This is a genomic window from Fictibacillus aquaticus, assembly GCF_002245695.1.
Classification (GTDB): domain Bacteria; phylum Bacillota; class Bacilli; order Bacillales; family Fictibacillaceae; genus Fictibacillus; species Fictibacillus aquaticus.
Genome location: NZ_NOII01000003.1, coordinates 321,281 through 337,452, shown reverse-complemented (window position 1 = coordinate 337,452; position 16,172 = coordinate 321,281). Strand labels below are relative to the sequence as shown.

13 protein-coding genes are annotated in these 16,172 nt (G+C 48.6%); 1 reads left to right on the top strand and 12 read right to left on the bottom strand.

Annotated elements, in window-relative coordinates:
• Nucleotides 1-3 precede the first annotated feature (3 nt).
• The 5 genes from glpX to CGZ90_RS12075 all read right to left on the bottom strand — a co-directional run bounded on the left by glpX (nt 4) and on the right by CGZ90_RS12075 (nt 4,846).
• On the bottom strand, nt 4-972 hold the full coding sequence (gene glpX, locus CGZ90_RS12095; RefSeq protein WP_094252762.1) for a class II fructose-bisphosphatase: 969 nt from the start codon (nt 970-972) through the stop codon (nt 4-6).
• 84 nt (nt 973-1,056) lie between these two features.
• Complete coding sequence (gene murA, locus CGZ90_RS12090; RefSeq protein ID WP_094252761.1) at nt 1,057-2,349, bottom strand: UDP-N-acetylglucosamine 1-carboxyvinyltransferase; 1,293 nt, start codon at nt 2,347-2,349, stop codon at nt 1,057-1,059.
• 165 nt (nt 2,350-2,514) lie between these two features.
• Nucleotides 2,515-3,165, bottom strand: coding sequence for a fructose-6-phosphate aldolase (gene fsa / locus CGZ90_RS12085; protein ID WP_094252760.1), 651 nt, complete (start codon nt 3,163-3,165; stop codon nt 2,515-2,517).
• Nucleotides 3,166-3,347: 182 nt separating this feature from the next.
• Nucleotides 3,348-4,211 (bottom strand): class II fructose-1,6-bisphosphate aldolase, encoded by an 864-nt coding sequence (gene fba, locus CGZ90_RS12080; protein ID WP_094252759.1) that lies wholly within the window; start codon nt 4,209-4,211, stop codon nt 3,348-3,350.
• A gap of 257 nt (nt 4,212-4,468) precedes the next feature.
• Entirely contained in the window at nt 4,469-4,846 is a 378-nt protein-coding gene (locus CGZ90_RS12075; protein WP_094252758.1) for a response regulator, read from the bottom strand.
• Nucleotides 4,847-5,013: 167 nt separating this feature from the next.
• Between CGZ90_RS12075 and CGZ90_RS12070 the strand changes: the two genes are divergently transcribed.
• Complete coding sequence (locus CGZ90_RS12070) at nt 5,014-5,529, top strand: DUF2529 family protein (RefSeq protein WP_094252757.1); 516 nt, start codon at nt 5,014-5,016, stop codon at nt 5,527-5,529.
• A 90-nt stretch (nt 5,530-5,619) separates the two neighbouring features.
• Here CGZ90_RS12070 and pyrG read toward each other — a convergent pair whose 3' ends face one another.
• The 7 genes from pyrG to CGZ90_RS12030 all read right to left on the bottom strand — a co-directional run bounded on the left by pyrG (nt 5,620) and on the right by CGZ90_RS12030 (nt 16,153).
• On the bottom strand, nt 5,620-7,221 hold the full coding sequence (pyrG, locus tag CGZ90_RS12065) for a CTP synthase (protein WP_094252756.1): 1,602 nt from the start codon (nt 7,219-7,221) through the stop codon (nt 5,620-5,622).
• Between the two features lie 409 nt (nt 7,222-7,630).
• On the bottom strand, nt 7,631-8,143 hold the full coding sequence (gene rpoE / locus CGZ90_RS12055) for a DNA-directed RNA polymerase subunit delta (RefSeq protein ID WP_094252754.1): 513 nt from the start codon (nt 8,141-8,143) through the stop codon (nt 7,631-7,633).
• Between the two features lie 539 nt (nt 8,144-8,682).
• Entirely contained in the window at nt 8,683-11,946 is a 3,264-nt protein-coding gene (gene icmF, locus CGZ90_RS12050) for a fused isobutyryl-CoA mutase/GTPase IcmF (protein ID WP_094252753.1), read from the bottom strand.
• Nucleotides 11,947-11,948: 2 nt separating this feature from the next.
• Nucleotides 11,949-12,575, bottom strand: a complete 627-nt coding sequence (locus CGZ90_RS12045; RefSeq protein ID WP_094252752.1) for a TetR/AcrR family transcriptional regulator — start codon at nt 12,573-12,575, stop codon at nt 11,949-11,951.
• A 3-nt stretch (nt 12,576-12,578) separates the two neighbouring features.
• The gene (meaB, locus tag CGZ90_RS12040) at nt 12,579-13,535 is read right to left on the bottom strand and encodes a methylmalonyl Co-A mutase-associated GTPase MeaB (RefSeq protein ID WP_094253123.1); all 957 of its coding nucleotides are present in this window, start codon (nt 13,533-13,535) and stop codon (nt 12,579-12,581) included.
• Nucleotides 13,536-13,549: 14 nt separating this feature from the next.
• Nucleotides 13,550-14,692, bottom strand: coding sequence for an acyl-CoA dehydrogenase (locus CGZ90_RS12035; protein ID WP_094252751.1), 1,143 nt, complete (start codon nt 14,690-14,692; stop codon nt 13,550-13,552).
• A gap of 321 nt (nt 14,693-15,013) precedes the next feature.
• Entirely contained in the window at nt 15,014-16,153 is a 1,140-nt protein-coding gene (locus tag CGZ90_RS12030) for an acyl-CoA dehydrogenase (RefSeq protein WP_094252750.1), read from the bottom strand.
• Nucleotides 16,154-16,172: the final 19 nt, after the last annotated feature.

Genomic DNA, 16,172 nt, shown 5'->3' with positions numbered 1-16,172 from the left:
TCTTTATGGCTTGATTACTAGATCAGGCTTTTTCTTCAAGCTGTGAGTGCCGTCGATGAATCGGACTGTACCCGATTTAGCACGCATGACAACAGATTGAGTCGTGCCGATGGATCCTTTAAACTGAACACCTTTTAAAAGTTCCCCGTCTGTCACGCCTGTTGCTGCAAAAATCGCGTCGTCGCCTTTCACAAGGTCTTCCATGCGAAGGACACGGTTCACGTCTGTGATTCCCATCTTGATGCAGCGCTCTAGCTCCGCATCATCCTGCGGCAGGAGCTTGCCTTGAATTTCGCCGCCGAGGCATTTCAGCGCAACTGCTGCGATAACGCCTTCTGGTGCGCCGCCTGATCCGAACAGGATATCAACTCCTGTTCCTTCAAACGCGGTATTGATCGCCGCTGCTACATCTCCGTCTGAGATAAGCTTGATACGGGCTCCAGCTTCTCTGATTTCCTGGATGATTTTTTCGTGGCGCGGGCGGTTAAGTATTGTTGCCACAACGTCCTCGATCTCTTTGTTCTTTGCTTTTGCGACCGCACGAAGGTTATCTGTGACTGACGCGTTAATGTCGATCATTCCGACTGCTTCTGGTCCTACTGCAATTTTATCCATATACATATCAGGAGCGTGCAAAAGGTTTCCGTGGTCAGCAACCGCAAGTACCGCCAGCGCGTTCCATGTTCCCGATGCGACGATATTCGTTCCTTCCAGCGGATCGACAGCTACGTCTACACGCGGACCGTATCCCGTTCCAAGTTTCTCGCCGATATAAAGCATAGGCGCTTCGTCCATCTCGCCTTCTCCAATTACGACGGTTCCTTTCATCGGAATCGTATCAAATACGTTGCGCATCGCGGTTGTTGCTGCATCATCTGCCTCATCTTTCTTGCCCCGCCCCATCCATCGTGCGGATGCAAGTGCTGCTGCTTCTGTTACTCGAACCAATTCCATAGATAAGCTTCTTTCCATAGTCCCACTCTCCTTAATATGGTAACGCTTACAGTTATAGTCATTAAAAACCGCCTGCTGCCAGGCGATTTTTTTTATATCTTTTTACGAATTCTTCATTTCCTGCATTTCTTCGGCGTCCATGTTTTCACGCCATATTTTTGCACCGAGTCCTGAAAGTTTATCTACAAGAGACTCATATCCGCGGTCAATGTGCTCAAGACCAGAGATTTCTGTCACGCCTTCAGCCATCAGTCCAGCAACGACAAGAGCTGCTCCTGCTCGAAGGTCGCTTGCCTTCACTTTAGCACCTTCAAGCTTAGCCGGACCGTTAATGATGGATGAACGTCCTTCAACCTTCACGTTCGCACCCATGCGGCGCAGTTCGTCAATATGCTTAAAGCGGGCGCTGTAGATCGTGTCTGTCACGATGCTCGTCCCTTCTGCTCTTGTTAAAAGTGAAGTGAAAGGCTGCTGCAGATCGGTCGGGAAACCAGGATACACTAATGTTTTAATATCTACGCTCTTAAGCGGCCTGTGGCTTGAATGGACAAGCACCTGATCATCCATCGTCTCGATCGCTACACCCATTTCGCGAAGCTTGGCGATCAGCGACTCTAAGTGCAGCGGGATCACGTTATCGATCACGACCTGCTGTCCCATCGCTGCCGCTAAGATCATGTACGTCCCTGCTTCGATACGGTCAGGAATTATTGAGTGGCGGCAGCCGTGCAGCTTATCTACACCCTCGATGCGGATCACATCTGTACCGGCACCTTTGATCTTTGCTCCCATGCTTGTTAAAAGAGTAGCCACGTCAATAATTTCAGGCTCTTTCGCGGCATTTTCGATGATCGTCTGTCCTTTGGCACGGACGGCTGCGAGCATGATGTTGATCGTTGCTCCAACGCTCACCACATCGAGATAGATGCGTGCACCAATAAGCTCATCTGCACGAAGATAGATCGCGCCCTGCTCGTTCGTCACCTTTGCGCCAAGCGCTTCAAAGCCTTTTATGTGCTGATCGATCGGCCTTGGACCAAGATTGCACCCGCCTGGAAGACCGATAACGGCTTTCTTGAAACGGCCGAGCATGGCGCCCATCAAGTAATAAGAAGCACGCAGCTTTTTTACTTTTCCGTTCGGAAGAGGCATTGAAATCATGTTGGCAGGGTTGACTGTAAGTGAGTTGTTCTCATCAAGCTCTGCTTCTCCGCCGATCTCCTCAAGCAGATCCCGAAGCAGCCTGACATCGGAAATATTCGGCAGATGGTCGATCGTTACTGTAGATTCCGCAAGAATAGTAGCTGGAATGAGCGCCACCGCACTGTTTTTTGCCCCGCTTATATGAACGGTCCCCTCTAGCGGGAAGCCGCCTTCAATCATTAGCTTTTCCATGGTTAACTCCCTTCTTCTCTGACTCTATAAATAAGTTAGGATTAGTATTTGCAGTATAAGGAAAAATAATCCAAAAACAAAGAGCGGAGAGTGCCTTCTATAAAAGAAAGCACCAGCCGCTTAGTTGTTCTATTTTCACCTGTATTACAGGTCCATTAGAAGTTATTATCCTTGCTGTGAAGCTTTATAGTCCGCTAAGAACTTCTCGATTCCCTGATCAGTCAGAGGATGCTTCATGAGTCCATGAATGACAGACGGAGGAACTGTTGCGATATGTGCTCCTCTTAAAGCAGCTTCCGTCACGTGAATCGGATGGCGGATAGACGCTGCAATAATCTCAGACGGAATGTCGTGAATCGCGAAAATTTGCGCGATCTGTGAGATCAGCTCCAAGCCGTCCTGGCCGATGTCGTCAAGACGACCGAGGAACGGAGATACGTAAGTCGCTCCCGCACGCGCTGCAAGAAGTGCCTGGTTAGCTGAGAAAATAAGGGTCACGTTTGTTTTGATGTTGTTGTCGCTGAACGTCTTAACAGCTTTCAAACCGTCAACCGTCATCGGAACTTTTACCGTGATGTTAGGGGCGATCGCTGCAAGCTCTTTCCCTTCACTCACCATTTCTTCGTAAGTTGTTCCATTCACCTCTGCACTGACAGATCCGGATACAAGCTCAGTGATCTCGCGCAGACGGTCTTGGAAGTTCACGCCTTTTTCTTTCGCTACTAGCGATGGGTTTGTCGTTACACCTGCAAGAATTCCAAGGGCATGAGCCTCGCGGATTTCATCGATGTTAGCGGTATCAATAAAGAATTTCAAAAGGAATCCTCTCCTTCAATTAGTTAAGTTGCTGTCCTTACTGAACGATATTATTGTTTCACTAAAGCCGGCTTTCTACGCTGTCTTAGTCCGGCATTCTCTTGCATACTCCACCATTGTAAATGAAACCGCCTATAAAGTATAGGCGGTTTCCTTCATTGTTTTGTATAGGTTACGTTAGCTTACGCTCTGTTTGAAGAACCAAACTCGCGCATCTTCCCTTGAACTGTCGTTTGAATCGCATCACGCGCCGCAGTCAAGTACGAACGAGGGTCGTATTTGCCAGGGTTAGCCGTAACGTATTCTTTCACAGCGTTGTGAGAAGAAATCTGGTTTTCTGTGTTTACGTTGATTTTAGCTGTTCCAAGAGAGATCGCTTTTTGGATGTCTTTTGTAGGAATTCCAGTTCCGCCGTGAAGAACAAGCGGTACACCAGTCAATTCCATAACTTCCTTCATGCGGTCGAAGCCAAGGTTAGGCTCGCCCTTGTAAGGTCCGTGAACAGAACCAAGTGCAGGAGCGAAGCAGTCAACGCCTGTTTCGCGAACAAGCTGGTCACATTCAGAAGGGATCGCATAAGCTGCATCCGCATCTTCTACCACTAGATCATCTTCTTGTCCGCCGATGCGGCCAAGTTCTGCTTCAACAGAAACGCCGTGGATATGTGCAAGCTCAACCACTTTCTTAGTAAGTTCGATGTTCTCTTCCAGCGGGTGGTGAGATCCGTCGATCATAACAGAAGTGAATCCTGCGTGAATCGCTTCAGCACACTTTTGGAAGCTTGAACCGTGGTCAAGGTGAATCGCAACAGGAACTGTTACTTTATATTCTTCCATAAGAGCTTTTACCATGCTTACAACAAGCTTGAATCCGCCCATATAACGAGCAGCACCTTCGGATACTCCAAGAATGACTGGAGACTTCTCCTCTTGAGCCGCCTTTAAAATAGCCTGAGTAAACTCGAGGTTATTTAGATTGAATTGTCCTACCGCATAACCTTCTGCTTTTGCTTTTTCTAGCATTTCTTTCATTGAAACTAAAGGCATGTGAAAGTCCTCCTTGGTATATTGGTACGATCCGGCTGATAGCCGATTGTATAGTTTTGTCCGGAATGTCTGCCGCCGGACCACAACGAATAAATAACACATTATATACTTTACCCATCGCGGCACAGCAAATAAACACCTGGACATGTCTGTTTTCAAACCTATTATAGCATACCAATACAGCCTGAAAACCGCAACAAATCAACGTTTTCGGGTGCAAACGCTATCATTTGCGGAGTGGCGGGACTTTTTCCTTTTTAAGACGATTTTTCAGGAAGTGGTAGTTCTTTCCTGACCGCAGCACGAATCTCATCGATATCGAAAGGCTTTGCAAAATGAGTGATCGCCCCAAGCTTCATCGCTTCATGAATCATGTCGAGCTCGCCATACGCTGTCATGATGATTACTTGAATCCCTTCATCGTGTTTTTTAACACGGCGAAGGATCTCCAGACCGTCCATTCCTGGAATCTTCATATCCAGAATCACCAGGTGCGGCGCTTCTTTTTCAACGATTGAAAGCGCCTGGACGCCATTGGCCGCCTGATACGTCTTATATCCTTCTTTTTGGAAAATTTCGTTCAGCAATATTCTAATGCCATACTGGTCATCAACAATCAAAATTTTTCCTTCCATGCTGACCCACCTCTATTTTAAATTTGAGTATTCTTGTTTTTATAGTTCATCTCTTAACTATTCGCCCTATTCTAGTTTTTTCCTTCTGGATTATGTGAAATATCCAACCATTTTCAGTATACTAAAAAGGCTCATTCAGTTCTTTACAAGTTCGGAGGTTATTTAACATGCTTAAAATTTTCAGCACACAGCTGGCAGGAATTTTTCAAAACATCGAAAAATCCAGCGAAGAGGCTGTGGAGGACGCAGCCCGCTTGCTCGCTCAATCTCTTGTCTCTGACGGAACGGTTTATTTTCACGGCACAGATGAAATGATGGCGGTTGCCTATGAAGGTGTAACTGGACCAAACGCTATACCATCCAGTCATTTTTACGATGAAAAAACTGCCTTAACCGCGATGGACACAGTCATCGTGAGTGCGCGTTTTGCTGCATGCGAAAAGTCCGCCGCCATCGCAGGAGCAGCGCGAGAAGCCGGTACGAGGACGATATTCATCGGCGCAGCTGAAAAAGGTACCGATCTGGATTCTCTGCCATATGACGTTGTCTTAGATACGAAAGCGGTCCGAGGTCTTATCCCGCAGGACGACGGCACTCGCACAGCCCTGCCATCTGCCATCTGCGGCTTGTATGTCTATCAGGCATTGCATATCACCGTCAGTGAGTATCTGGAGGAAATCTAAAAAAAGATGGGGGTCCGGTACTACCAGACAGGAATGCGGCGAACACGCCGCATTTCCTGTCTGGGTACCGGACCCCCTTTTTCTTTATGCTTATTTTTTCATCTGTACAACAGCGCCGATGAAGTCGCGGAACAGCGGCTGCGGACGTGTTGGGCGAGATGTGAATTCTGGGTGGAACTGGGAAGCAACGAACCAAGGATGATCCTTGATCTCGATCACTTCAACAAGGCGTCCATCAGGAGATGTTCCTGAGAACACAAAGCCTTTCGCTTCCATCTGCTCACGGTATTCGTTGTTAAACTCATAACGGTGGCGGTGACGCTCGTAGATAACTTCATCTTTGTATGCGTCGAAAGCTTTTGTGTTTTCTTTCAGCTTACAAGGCTGCAGGCCAAGACGAAGAGTTCCGCCAAGATCTTCTACATCCTTCTGTTCTGGAAGAAGGTCGATAACCGGGTATTTCGTTTCCGGGTTTAGCTCAGAAGAGTGTGCACCATCAAGACCGAGCACGTTGCGGGCAAATTCTACGGATGCAAGCTGCATCCCTAAGCAGATTCCGAGGAACGGAACGTTGTTTTCACGCGCGTATTGCGTAGCAAGGATTTTTCCTTCTACACCACGGTCGCCGAAGCCGCCAGGAACGAGTACTCCATCTGCATCCTTAAGCAATTCGTTCACGTTTTCTGCCGTCACATCTTCTGAGTTAATCCAATCAATATCGATATCCGCATCGAACTGGTAGCCCGCGTGGCGGAGAGATTCTACAACTGAAATATAAGCATCTTGAAGAGAAACGTACTTACCGACAAGCGCGATTTTTACTTTACCTGACAAGTTTAGAACGCGGTCGATCAATGTCTTCCACTCTGTCATATCCGCTTCTGGGCAATCAAGCTTCAAATGCTTGCATACGAGATCATCCATGTCCTGATCTTGAAGATCGATCGGAACCTGATAAAGCGTCTCAGCGTCACGCGCTTCGATTACAGCTTTCGGATCGATGTCGCAGAATAGGCCGATCTTATCTTTCATTTCCTGCGGTACAGGCATTTCTGTACGCACGACGATAATGTTTGGCTGAATTCCAAGGCTGCGAAGCTCTTTTACACTGTGCTGTGTAGGCTTTGTTTTCATTTCACCAGCAGCACGAATGTATGGAAGAAGTGTACAGTGAATGTACATCACGTTTTCAGATCCAAGGTCGCTCTTCAGCTGACGGATTGCTTCAAGGAACGGAAGACTCTCGATGTCTCCAACTGTTCCGCCGATTTCTGTGATCACAACATCCGCGTTTGTCTCGCGGCCTGCACGCTGGATGCGTTCTTTGATCTCATTCGTTACATGAGGGATAACCTGAACCGTTCCGCCAAGGTACTCCCCGCGGCGCTCTTTGCGAAGAACCGTAGAATAGATCTTACCTGTTGTTACAGAGCTGTACTTATTCAGGTTGATGTCGATAAAACGCTCATAGTGGCCAAGGTCTAAGTCTGTTTCCGCACCATCATCCGTTACGAAAACTTCACCATGCTGATACGGGCTCATTGTTCCCGGGTCAACGTTAATGTACGGGTCGAACTTTTGAGTCGTCACCTTTACTCCGCGGTTTTTAAGCAAGCGTCCTAATGAAGCTGCTGTAATTCCTTTACCTAACGAGGAGACAACGCCGCCCGTTACAAAAATATACTTTGCCATGTCCACTTTCCTCCCAGATCGAATATTGAATGGCTCAATTACAAATCTAAATTTATAATTACCAAACTTTACAGTGTTTACAGGGTTCATATAAAAAATAAAAAAACAAAAGTGACACTTCCCCTAATGACAGGGGGCACTTTTGTTTTATGATTAACGATTTATACAATTACACATACAGGTTTAGCCCAAAAATGATATTACCGAAATCATTCATCCATGTCAAGGGTGAATGACGGTGAAAATTGTTGGGAGTGCTGGGGGTACGGTACCCCAAAAAGACATTCTCCTTATTTTGTCCTTGTGGGATGGACAACCTTTTAATCAATCCACGGCGTTGAACAGGATCTTCTATAACAAACAAAATAAAAAACCCCGCACCAGCGGGGTTTTCAAAAACGCAAACGGATTACTCTTCTTCATCCTCTAAATCTTCTTCATCGGCGAGTTCTTCATCATCTTCTTCGATCTCTTCCTCATCCTCGAAGTCATCCTCTTCTTCAAGGTCAACAGAATCATCGTCCTCGTCCGCTGTGAACTCGTCTTCTACATCAAGCTCATCGAAGTCTTCTTCTTCAAAGTCATCGTCGTAGTCATCGAAGTCTTCATCGTCAACGAGTTTTTTGCGTTTTACCGGCTTGTTTGTCGCACCGAGCTCTTCTTCAGAACTTTCTACTGGATACCAAGCCTTCAAGCCCCATTTGTTATCTCCAAGAGAAACATAGCGGCCGTCAATGTTTAAATCTGTATAGAAAAATGCCAAACGCTTGTGAAGTTCTTTTTCCGATACTTCTTTAAGTTCGGCGATACGCTTCACTAGATCGTTGAACTGAACAGGCTGTTTTTCTTCTTTTAAAATTTCGTACGTCATTTCGACCATAGACATTTCCATGATCTGTTCTTTGGAATAAGCTGTCTTCATACCCCTGCCCGCACTTCCTTTCCTTCTCTACCATCATATATCTTATGCATGTATGCGCATTCTAGAGGATTCATACTCCCCATTATAAACAAATTTCAAGAGCTTATGCAAAATAAAATTGCAAGTATTGAATGAAAAATAACGTTTTTGATAAATCAGGTTGTTTTGTTTGAATTCTGAGAAGTGGTTGTTCTTCGTTTCAGGTGCACGCTTTCCGCGGGGCGGGAGGTGAGCCCCTTCGTCGCACGCGCCATTGAAGGGTCTCACCTTCCCACTCGTCCCGCTGGAGTCGGCACCTTACACTACGATCAACCTATATCAATGGAGAAATCTAAGATGATTAAAGGACCAAGAAAGGACCAATGTATGTAAGCAGCAATTCTTAGCATTCTTTTCGTTCAGCGTTAAAGCACATTACCCTTAAAATAAAAAATATTTAACTACCAGATAGAAAGAGGGGTACGGTACTTTACCTTGAAATCCCTCTGGTGACAGGGATTTTTCAGCTTCGGTACCGTACCCCCTAACCTAAAAACGTACTACATATTCCTTCTATACTTACCGCCGACTTCGTACAAGGCGGATGTGATCTGGCCGAGTGAGGCGTATTGGACGGTGTTCATCAGCTCTTCAAAGATGTTGCCGCCTGATAATGCTGTGTCTTTCAGCTGCTGCAGTGCTTCTTCTGATTGGTCCGCATGCTTTTGCTTGAAGGCTTCGAGATTTACGATCTGCTGCTCTTTTTCTTCCTTTGTCGCACGTGCGAGCTGCATGTTGAACTCCTCGTCTGTCGGCGGATTCGGGTTCAGGTACGTGTTCACGCCGATGATTGGGAACGAGCCGTCGTGTTTCTTCATTTCGTAGTACATTGACTCTTCCTGAATCTTTCCGCGCTGATACTGCGTTTCCATCGCGCCGAGAACGCCGCCTCTTGCGTTGATTCGTTCAAATTCCTGAAGCACCATCTCTTCTACTAGATCCGTCAGCTCTTCGATAATGAACGATCCTTGAAGCGAGTTCTCGTTGCGAGCCAAGCCAAGCTCCTTCGTGATAATGAGCTGGATTGCCATGGCGCGGCGGACAGATTCTTCCGTCGGCGTCGTGATCGCTTCGTCATACGAGTTCGTGTGGAGTGAGTTACAGTTATCATACAATGCCATCAATGCCTGAAGCGTTGTGCGGATATCGTTAAAATCGATCTCCTGCGCGTGAAGCGAGCGGCCTGAAGTCTGGATATGGTACTTCAGCTTCTGGCTTCGTTCGTTCGCACCGTATTTATCGCGCATGACAGACGCCCAGATGCGGCGTGCCACACGGCCGATAACAGAGTATTCCGGATCAAGACCGTTCGAGAAGAAGAACGACAGGTTCGGTGCAAAGTCATCGATCTTCATACCGCGGCTTAAATAGTACTCGACATATGTGAAGCCGTTCGCTAGCGTGAACGCCAGCTGTGAGATCGGGTTAGCGCCAGCTTCAGCGATATGATAGCCCGAAATCGAAACGCTGTAATAGTTGCGCACTTTATGGTCGATAAAATATTGCTGAATGTCGCCCATCATGCGGAGCGCGAACTCAGTCGAGAAGATGCATGTGTTCTGCCCTTGATCTTCTTTTAATATATCCGCCTGTACCGTGCCCCGGACAGAAGACAGCGTATATGCCACGATATCCTGGCGCTCCTGTTCATTTGGCTGGCGGCCGTTTTTCTCTTCAAATGCCTTCAGCTGCTGTATGATCGCCGTGTTCATGAACATCGCGAGGATGATCGGAGCCGGACCGTTGATCGTCATCGAAACCGATGTGCTCGGGGCGATCAAGTCAAAGCCGTCATAAAGCTTTTGCATGTCTTCGAGCGTACAGATGCTCACACCGCTTTCCCCGATTTTTCCGTAAATGTCCGGACGGTAATCTGGGTCTTCGCCATAAAGCGTGACAGAGTCAAACGCTGTAGACAGGCGTTTCGCATCATCGTCTTTCGATAAGTAGTGGAAACGGCGGTTCGTGCGCTCAGGCGTTCCTTCTCCTGCAAACTGGCGCTTCGGATCTTCACCTTTACGCTTGAACGGGAACACTCCCGCTGTGTAAGGGAAGTAACCTGGCACGTTCTCCTTCATGATCCACTTAACGATCTCGCCCCAGTCCTCAAACTTCGGCAGTGCCACTTTCGGGATGTCGAGGCCAGACAAGCTCTTTGTCGTCAGCTCTGTACGGATTTCCTTGTCGCGGATCTTCGTGACAAGCTCCTTGCCGCTGTACATCTCTTTCAGCTTCGGCCAGTTCTCGATCGTCTTCTTCGTCGCCGGAAGCAGACTCTCTTCCACCTTCACGCGTGTCGCTTCAAGTGCTTCCACAACCTCGTTGCCCGCTGCATCGTACTCTTTTACCGTTTCAAGCGTGCCCTTCAGCTGGTAGCTTTTGCGTGCGAGTTTCGACTGTTCTTCGATCGAAGTATGATAACGCCTTACTGTCTGTGCGATATCGTTCAAGTACTGTGCGCGTTCGCCAGGAATAATGACGTTCTTTTTCGCTGTCATCGCGTCAGCCGCAGCCTGAACGCCCCAGTTCACACCGCATTTTTCCTGAATCGTACGGATTAGCGCTGAGAAAAGTACATTCGTGCCCGCATCGTTAAACTGAGATGCGATCGTACCGAATACCGGCATCTCATCCAAATCACGCTCAAACCATTGGCGTGAGCGCTGATACTGCTTCTTCACATCGCGAAGCGCGTCCTCAGAACCTTTGCGCTCAAACTTGTTGATCGCGATCAAGTCCGCATAATCGATCATGTCGATCTTCTCAAGCTGTGACGGCGCACCGAACTCGCTTGTCATCACATACATCGATACATCCGAAATCTCGGTAATGCCCGCGTCGCCCTGGCCGATACCGCTCGTTTCTACGATTATCAGATCGTAGCCTGCCGCCTTCGTTACCGCGATTGCATCCGCAACTGCCGCTGACAGCTCAGATCTTGAACCGCGCGTTGCCAGACTGCGCATATACACTCGCGGATGGTAGATCGCGTTCATGCGGATACGGTCGCCAAGCAGCGCTCCGCCAGTCTTCTGTTTCGTCGGATCAATTGAGATGATCGCCACCGTCTGATCCTTCAATTCATATAAAAATCTGCGCACAAGCTCGTCAGTCAGCGAGCTCTTCCCCGCTCCGCCCGTTCCGGTAATTCCGAGAACAGGAACCGTTTTCTGCAGCGATTTTACCTGATCGAGAATACCTTCAGCGGTCGCCGCGATCTCTTCCGGCGCGGTCTTCAAGTTTTCAGCTAGCGTAATCAGCCTTGCGACAGCACGAGAATCACGGTCTGCCAGCTTCTCGACTTCATCAGTAAGACCCGTAACGGTCGGAAAATCGCATTGCTCCATCATAAAATCGATCATGCCCTGCAGCCCGTTTACACGGCCGTCTTCTGGCGAGAAAATGCGCGTCACGCCGTACGCGTGCAGCTCTTTGATTTCCGGCGGTATGATTACGCCGCCTCCGCCTCCGAACACCTTGATGTGTCCTGCGCCTCTTTCTTTTAACAGATCGATCATGTATTTAAAATACTCAACATGCCCCCCTTGATAAGAGGAGATCGCGATCCCCTGAACGTCTTCCTGGATCGCCGCGCTGACCACTTCATCCACTGAACGGTTATGTCCTAGGTGGATAACCTCCGCTCCGCTTCCCTGCAGGATGCGGCGCATAATGTTAATCGATGCATCGTGTCCGTCGAATAAGCTTGAAGCCGTTACAAAACGAACCGCATGCTTTGGTTTGTATACCGCTGATTGACTCATCGCTATCCTTCCCTTCTGATCCCGTCAAACAGGAGTTTGATCTGAATGTCCGTGTATTCTTCGAGTGTGTAGAGCTTCTGCAGAATCCACCGCCTGAACGTCCACATCTGTCCCTGAATGAGAATGTTATGTGCTGCTGCTTTCACTTCCTGCTTTGAAAGTGACAGTTCGTTGTTCTCGCGCGCCTGCAGCAGCAGTCCCTCGAACATCGCTGTCATCTCGATCTCTTTTTTCAGCACATAAGGCAGCGCCTCGTGCGAAAGAGATTTAACCTCCTGATACATGACCAGAACCTCGTCCTGCATCTCATCCATCACTTTAAAATAGGCCGTCACGGCAGCCTTAACGTCTTCGGCCGTATTGCCCGACGACGACATTTCCTCGTTCAGCCGTTCTTTTACCCCGTCATAAATGCTGTCACAGACGAGGTACAGAATGTCTTCCTTAGAACGGATATATTCATACAGGGTGCCGATGCTGAACCCTGACGCTTTTGCGATTTCGCGCGTTGTTGTGCGGTGAAAGCCGTTTTCTTTAAAAAGCGAAACCGCCGCCTTCACCATCTCTTCCCGCCGCTTTTTGATCAGTTTCTCGTCCTTTACCAGCGACGGCACTTCTTTTTTGCCCAAGTGCTATCCCTCATTTCCGGTTGGCGCTTCTGCCTTGCCTTTCATGATGCTCTCAGCTGCTGAGTAAGGGTCTGTCTTTCCTTGTAAAAGCGGCTCGAGCCATGAGAATCCCCGCTCTTCCTCCTGCCGCCAGATCTGCTGATACAATTCATGCTGCACGACCTCGATCACTTCCTGCTGCAGGTTCTGATTTCTTCGTTTCTTTCCCTCGCCGCTTTGTACAAGGTATTCACGGTGCGCAACAAGTGCTGTCCATAGCTCTTCAAGTCCTTTGTTCTCGGTCGAAATCGTCTGAACAACTGGCGGCCGGTAATCAGCATCGTGCTTGACGAGGTCAAGCATCGCTTCAATTTCCGCGAGCAGCTTTGGAACTCCTGGCATGTCAGCCTTGTTCACGACGAACAGATCGGCGATTTCCATAATTCCGGCTTTGAACACTTGAATCACATCGCCGCTTCCCGGGTTCAAGACGACAGCAGTCGAGTGTGCAAGTTTCATAATGTCGAGCTCTGACTGTCCGACCCCGACCGTCTCGATTAAAATCACATCAAATCCGTAAGCGTCCATAAGCCGTACCGTTTCCTTCGCCGTCCGGGCGAGCCCCCCAAGGCTCCCCCTCGTCCCCATGCTTCGGATAAAAACGCCGCTGTCGGTAAAATGCTGTTCCATTCGTACCCGGTCGCCGAGGATTGCGCCTCCGCTGAAAGGACTCGTCGGATCGACCGCTACCACGCCGACCGTCATCCCTTTTTTCCGAAGCAGCGAGATCAGCCGGTTAACAAGCGAACTTTTACCCGCTCCCGGCGACCCTGTAATGCCGATCCAGTGCGCCCCTTTTTGCAGCGGATAGATGCTTTTTAAGAGCTCGAGCTTATCAGGCGCATTGTTTTCCACAAGCGTTATGGCCCTGGCGAGAGCGCGCTCTTCTTTTTGCTGTATACGCTGTGCTAATGGGTGCATGGTATCCACTGATATCAATCCTTTAAAAGCATTTTCGAGATAACGAGTCTTTGAATCTCCTGTGTTCCTTCATAGATCTGAGTGATTTTCGCATCACGCATGTAGCGCTCGACCGGATAATCCTTCGTATAGCCGTATCCGCCGAACACCTGAACAGCATCCGTCGTCACTTCCATCGCGATATCGCCCGCGAACAGCTTAGACATCGCCGACTCTTTTCCGTACGGCATGCCTTCTGACTCTCTCCAAGCCGCCTGGTAGGTTAACAGTCTTGCTGCTTCAATCTTTGTCGCCATATCAGCTAATTTAAATCCGATCCCTTGGTTCGCACCGATCGGCTTGCCGAACTGCTTGCGCTCCTTCGCGTAGCCAGTCGCTGCATCAAGCGCACCTTGTGCGATACCGACAGCCTGCGCCGCGATACCGTTACGTCCGCCGTCAAGTGTCATCATCGCGATCTTAAAGCCGTCTCCTTCATTTCCAAGAAGGTTTTCAGCCGGTACTCTGCAATCCTCGAAAATGATCTCGAGAGTTGGGGATGAACGAATGCCAAGCTTCTTTTCTTTCTTTCCGAACGAGAAGCCCGGAGTTCCTTTTTCCACGATAAAAGCTGAAACGCCTTTATATCCCGCTTCGATATCTGTTCTCGCAAAAACAACGTAGATTTCTGCGTCGCCTGCATTAGTGATGAAAATCTTTGCACCGTTCAGGATATAATGGTCGCCGTCTTTCTTCGCCACCGTCTTCATGTTGGAAGCATCAGAACCAGATCCCGCTTCAGTCAAACCGTACGCCCCGATTTTCTTTCCTTCTGCCATCGGACGAAGGAACTTCTGTTTCTGCTCTTCGTTACCGAACTTGAAGATCGGCCAGCCGGCAAGCGATGTATGAGCCGATAGCGTAACACCTACAGATGCACACACACGCGATAGTTCTTCTACTGCGATGACATATCCAAGATAGTCTCCGCCGATTCCGCCGTACTCTTCCGGCCACGGAATACCACAAAGGCCAAGCTCGCCCATCTGGTCAAAAATCGCACGGTCAAAACGCTCTTCCTCGTCACGCTCAGCCGCCGTCGGTTCTACCTCATTCTTCGCAAAATCGCGAACCATCTTACGAATCATCTCATGCTCTTCAGAAAGCTTAAAAAACATATCGTCACCAGCCTGTTCTGTTTGTTTTTGTGTTGTTAGGAGTTCCGGGGTCCGGTACCAGGGGTACCGTACCCCCGGAACCACGTTTGTTGAAGCTTAAATTAGTTTTATTTGCGAATCTGGGAGTTTTATTTGCGAATTCGAGTTATTTAATTGCAAATCTGACACCTTTATTTGCAGATCTGAAAATTTGTTTGCAAGTCAAATTTTCTATTTATTTTTCGACACCGTTATTTGCGCGAAAACTATTTTATTTGCAGCGAGCAACCGTTCTTTCACCGGGGTACGGTACTCAGCGTACCGTACCCCACAAGAAAATCTTTACCCAAGCAAATCCTTCGAAATAACCATCCTCTGAATCTCGCTCGTTCCTTCGTAGATCTCGCATACCTTCGCGTCACGGAACAGCCGCTCGACCGGGTATTCCTTCGTATAGCCATAGCCGCCGTGCACCTGGATCGCCTCGATCGCCGACTTCATCGCAGTTGTTGAAGCGAAAAGTTTCGCCATGGATGCTTCTGTTCCGCATGGCTGCCCGAGCGTTTTCAGGTTCGCCGCGCGGTATGTGAGAAGCTTTGATGCTTCGACCTCTGTCGCCATGTCTGCTAACTTGAACGCGATTCCCTGCTGCGCTCCGATCGCTTTGCCGAACTGCTTGCGCTCTTTGCTGTAAGCTACTGCCTGCTGTAGCGCGGCTTCTGCTATGCCGAGAGATTGCGCCGCGATACCGATGCGTCCTGCATCAAGGTTGCTCATCGCGATTTTGAACCCGATGCCTTCCTCTCCGAGCAGGTTTTCTGCCGGAACTTTCGCGTTATCGAACACGATCTCGCATGTGTTGGATCCGTTCATCCCCATCTTTTTCTCTTTTTTGCCGACAGAGAATCCTGGTGTATCTTTTTCCACGATAAAAGCTGAGATGCCGCGGCTTCCTTTTTCCGGATCAGTCGAAGCGAACACGATGTAGATGTCTGCCTCGCCTGCATTCGTGATAAAAATCTTCGAGCCGTTCAGGATATAATGATCACCCTGCTTTACCGCTCTCGTTCTCAAGCTGCCAGCATCAGAACCGGCTCCCGGCTCTGTCAGTCCGAACGCACCTAAGTACTCTCCACTCGCTAATTTCGGGATATATTTTCTCTTCTGTTCTTCGTTCCCGAAGTAAAGGATCGGGTTCGTCCCGACACTTGTATGAACGGACAAAATAACGCCTACCGTCGCGCTTACTCTGGACAATTCATTGATCGCGATAATATAAGATGTAAAATCCATCCCTGCGCCGCTGTATTCTTCCGGAATCGGGATCCCCATTAATCCAAGCTCTGCCATCTTATTGATGATGTCGCGCGGAAACTGATCCGTCTCATCCATTTTCTCTGTGATCGGCGCGATCTCTTTTTGCGCAAAATCGCGAACCATTTTCTGCATCATTTTCTGTTCTTCTGTAAACGTGAGATTCATGGTCTCTCCACCTCTTTTT

Coding starts and splice junctions, on each gene's coding strand:
- glpX (WP_094252762.1), bottom strand. CDS start 972: ATGGAAAGAAGCTTATCTATGGAATTGGTTCGAGTAACAGAAGCAGCA.
- murA (WP_094252761.1), bottom strand. CDS start 2,349: ATGGAAAAGCTAATGATTGAAGGCGGCTTCCCGCTAGAGGGGACCGTT.
- fba (WP_094252759.1), bottom strand. CDS start 4,211: ATGCCTTTAGTTTCAATGAAAGAAATGCTAGAAAAAGCAAAAGCAGAA.
- CGZ90_RS12075 (WP_094252758.1), bottom strand. CDS start 4,846: ATGGAAGGAAAAATTTTGATTGTTGATGACCAGTATGGCATTAGAATA.
- CGZ90_RS12070 (WP_094252757.1), top strand. CDS start 5,014: ATGCTTAAAATTTTCAGCACACAGCTGGCAGGAATTTTTCAAAACATC.
- pyrG (WP_094252756.1), bottom strand. CDS start 7,221: ATGGCAAAGTATATTTTTGTAACGGGCGGCGTTGTCTCCTCGTTAGGT.
- rpoE (WP_094252754.1), bottom strand. CDS start 8,143: ATGAAGACAGCTTATTCCAAAGAACAGATCATGGAAATGTCTATGGTC.
- icmF (WP_094252753.1), bottom strand. CDS start 11,946: ATGAGTCAATCAGCGGTATACAAACCAAAGCATGCGGTTCGTTTTGTA.
- meaB (WP_094253123.1), bottom strand. CDS start 13,535: ATGCACCCATTAGCACAGCGTATACAGCAAAAAGAAGAGCGCGCTCTC.
- CGZ90_RS12035 (WP_094252751.1), bottom strand. CDS start 14,692: ATGTTTTTTAAGCTTTCTGAAGAGCATGAGATGATTCGTAAGATGGTT.
- CGZ90_RS12030 (WP_094252750.1), bottom strand. CDS start 16,153: ATGAATCTCACGTTTACAGAAGAACAGAAAATGATGCAGAAAATGGTT.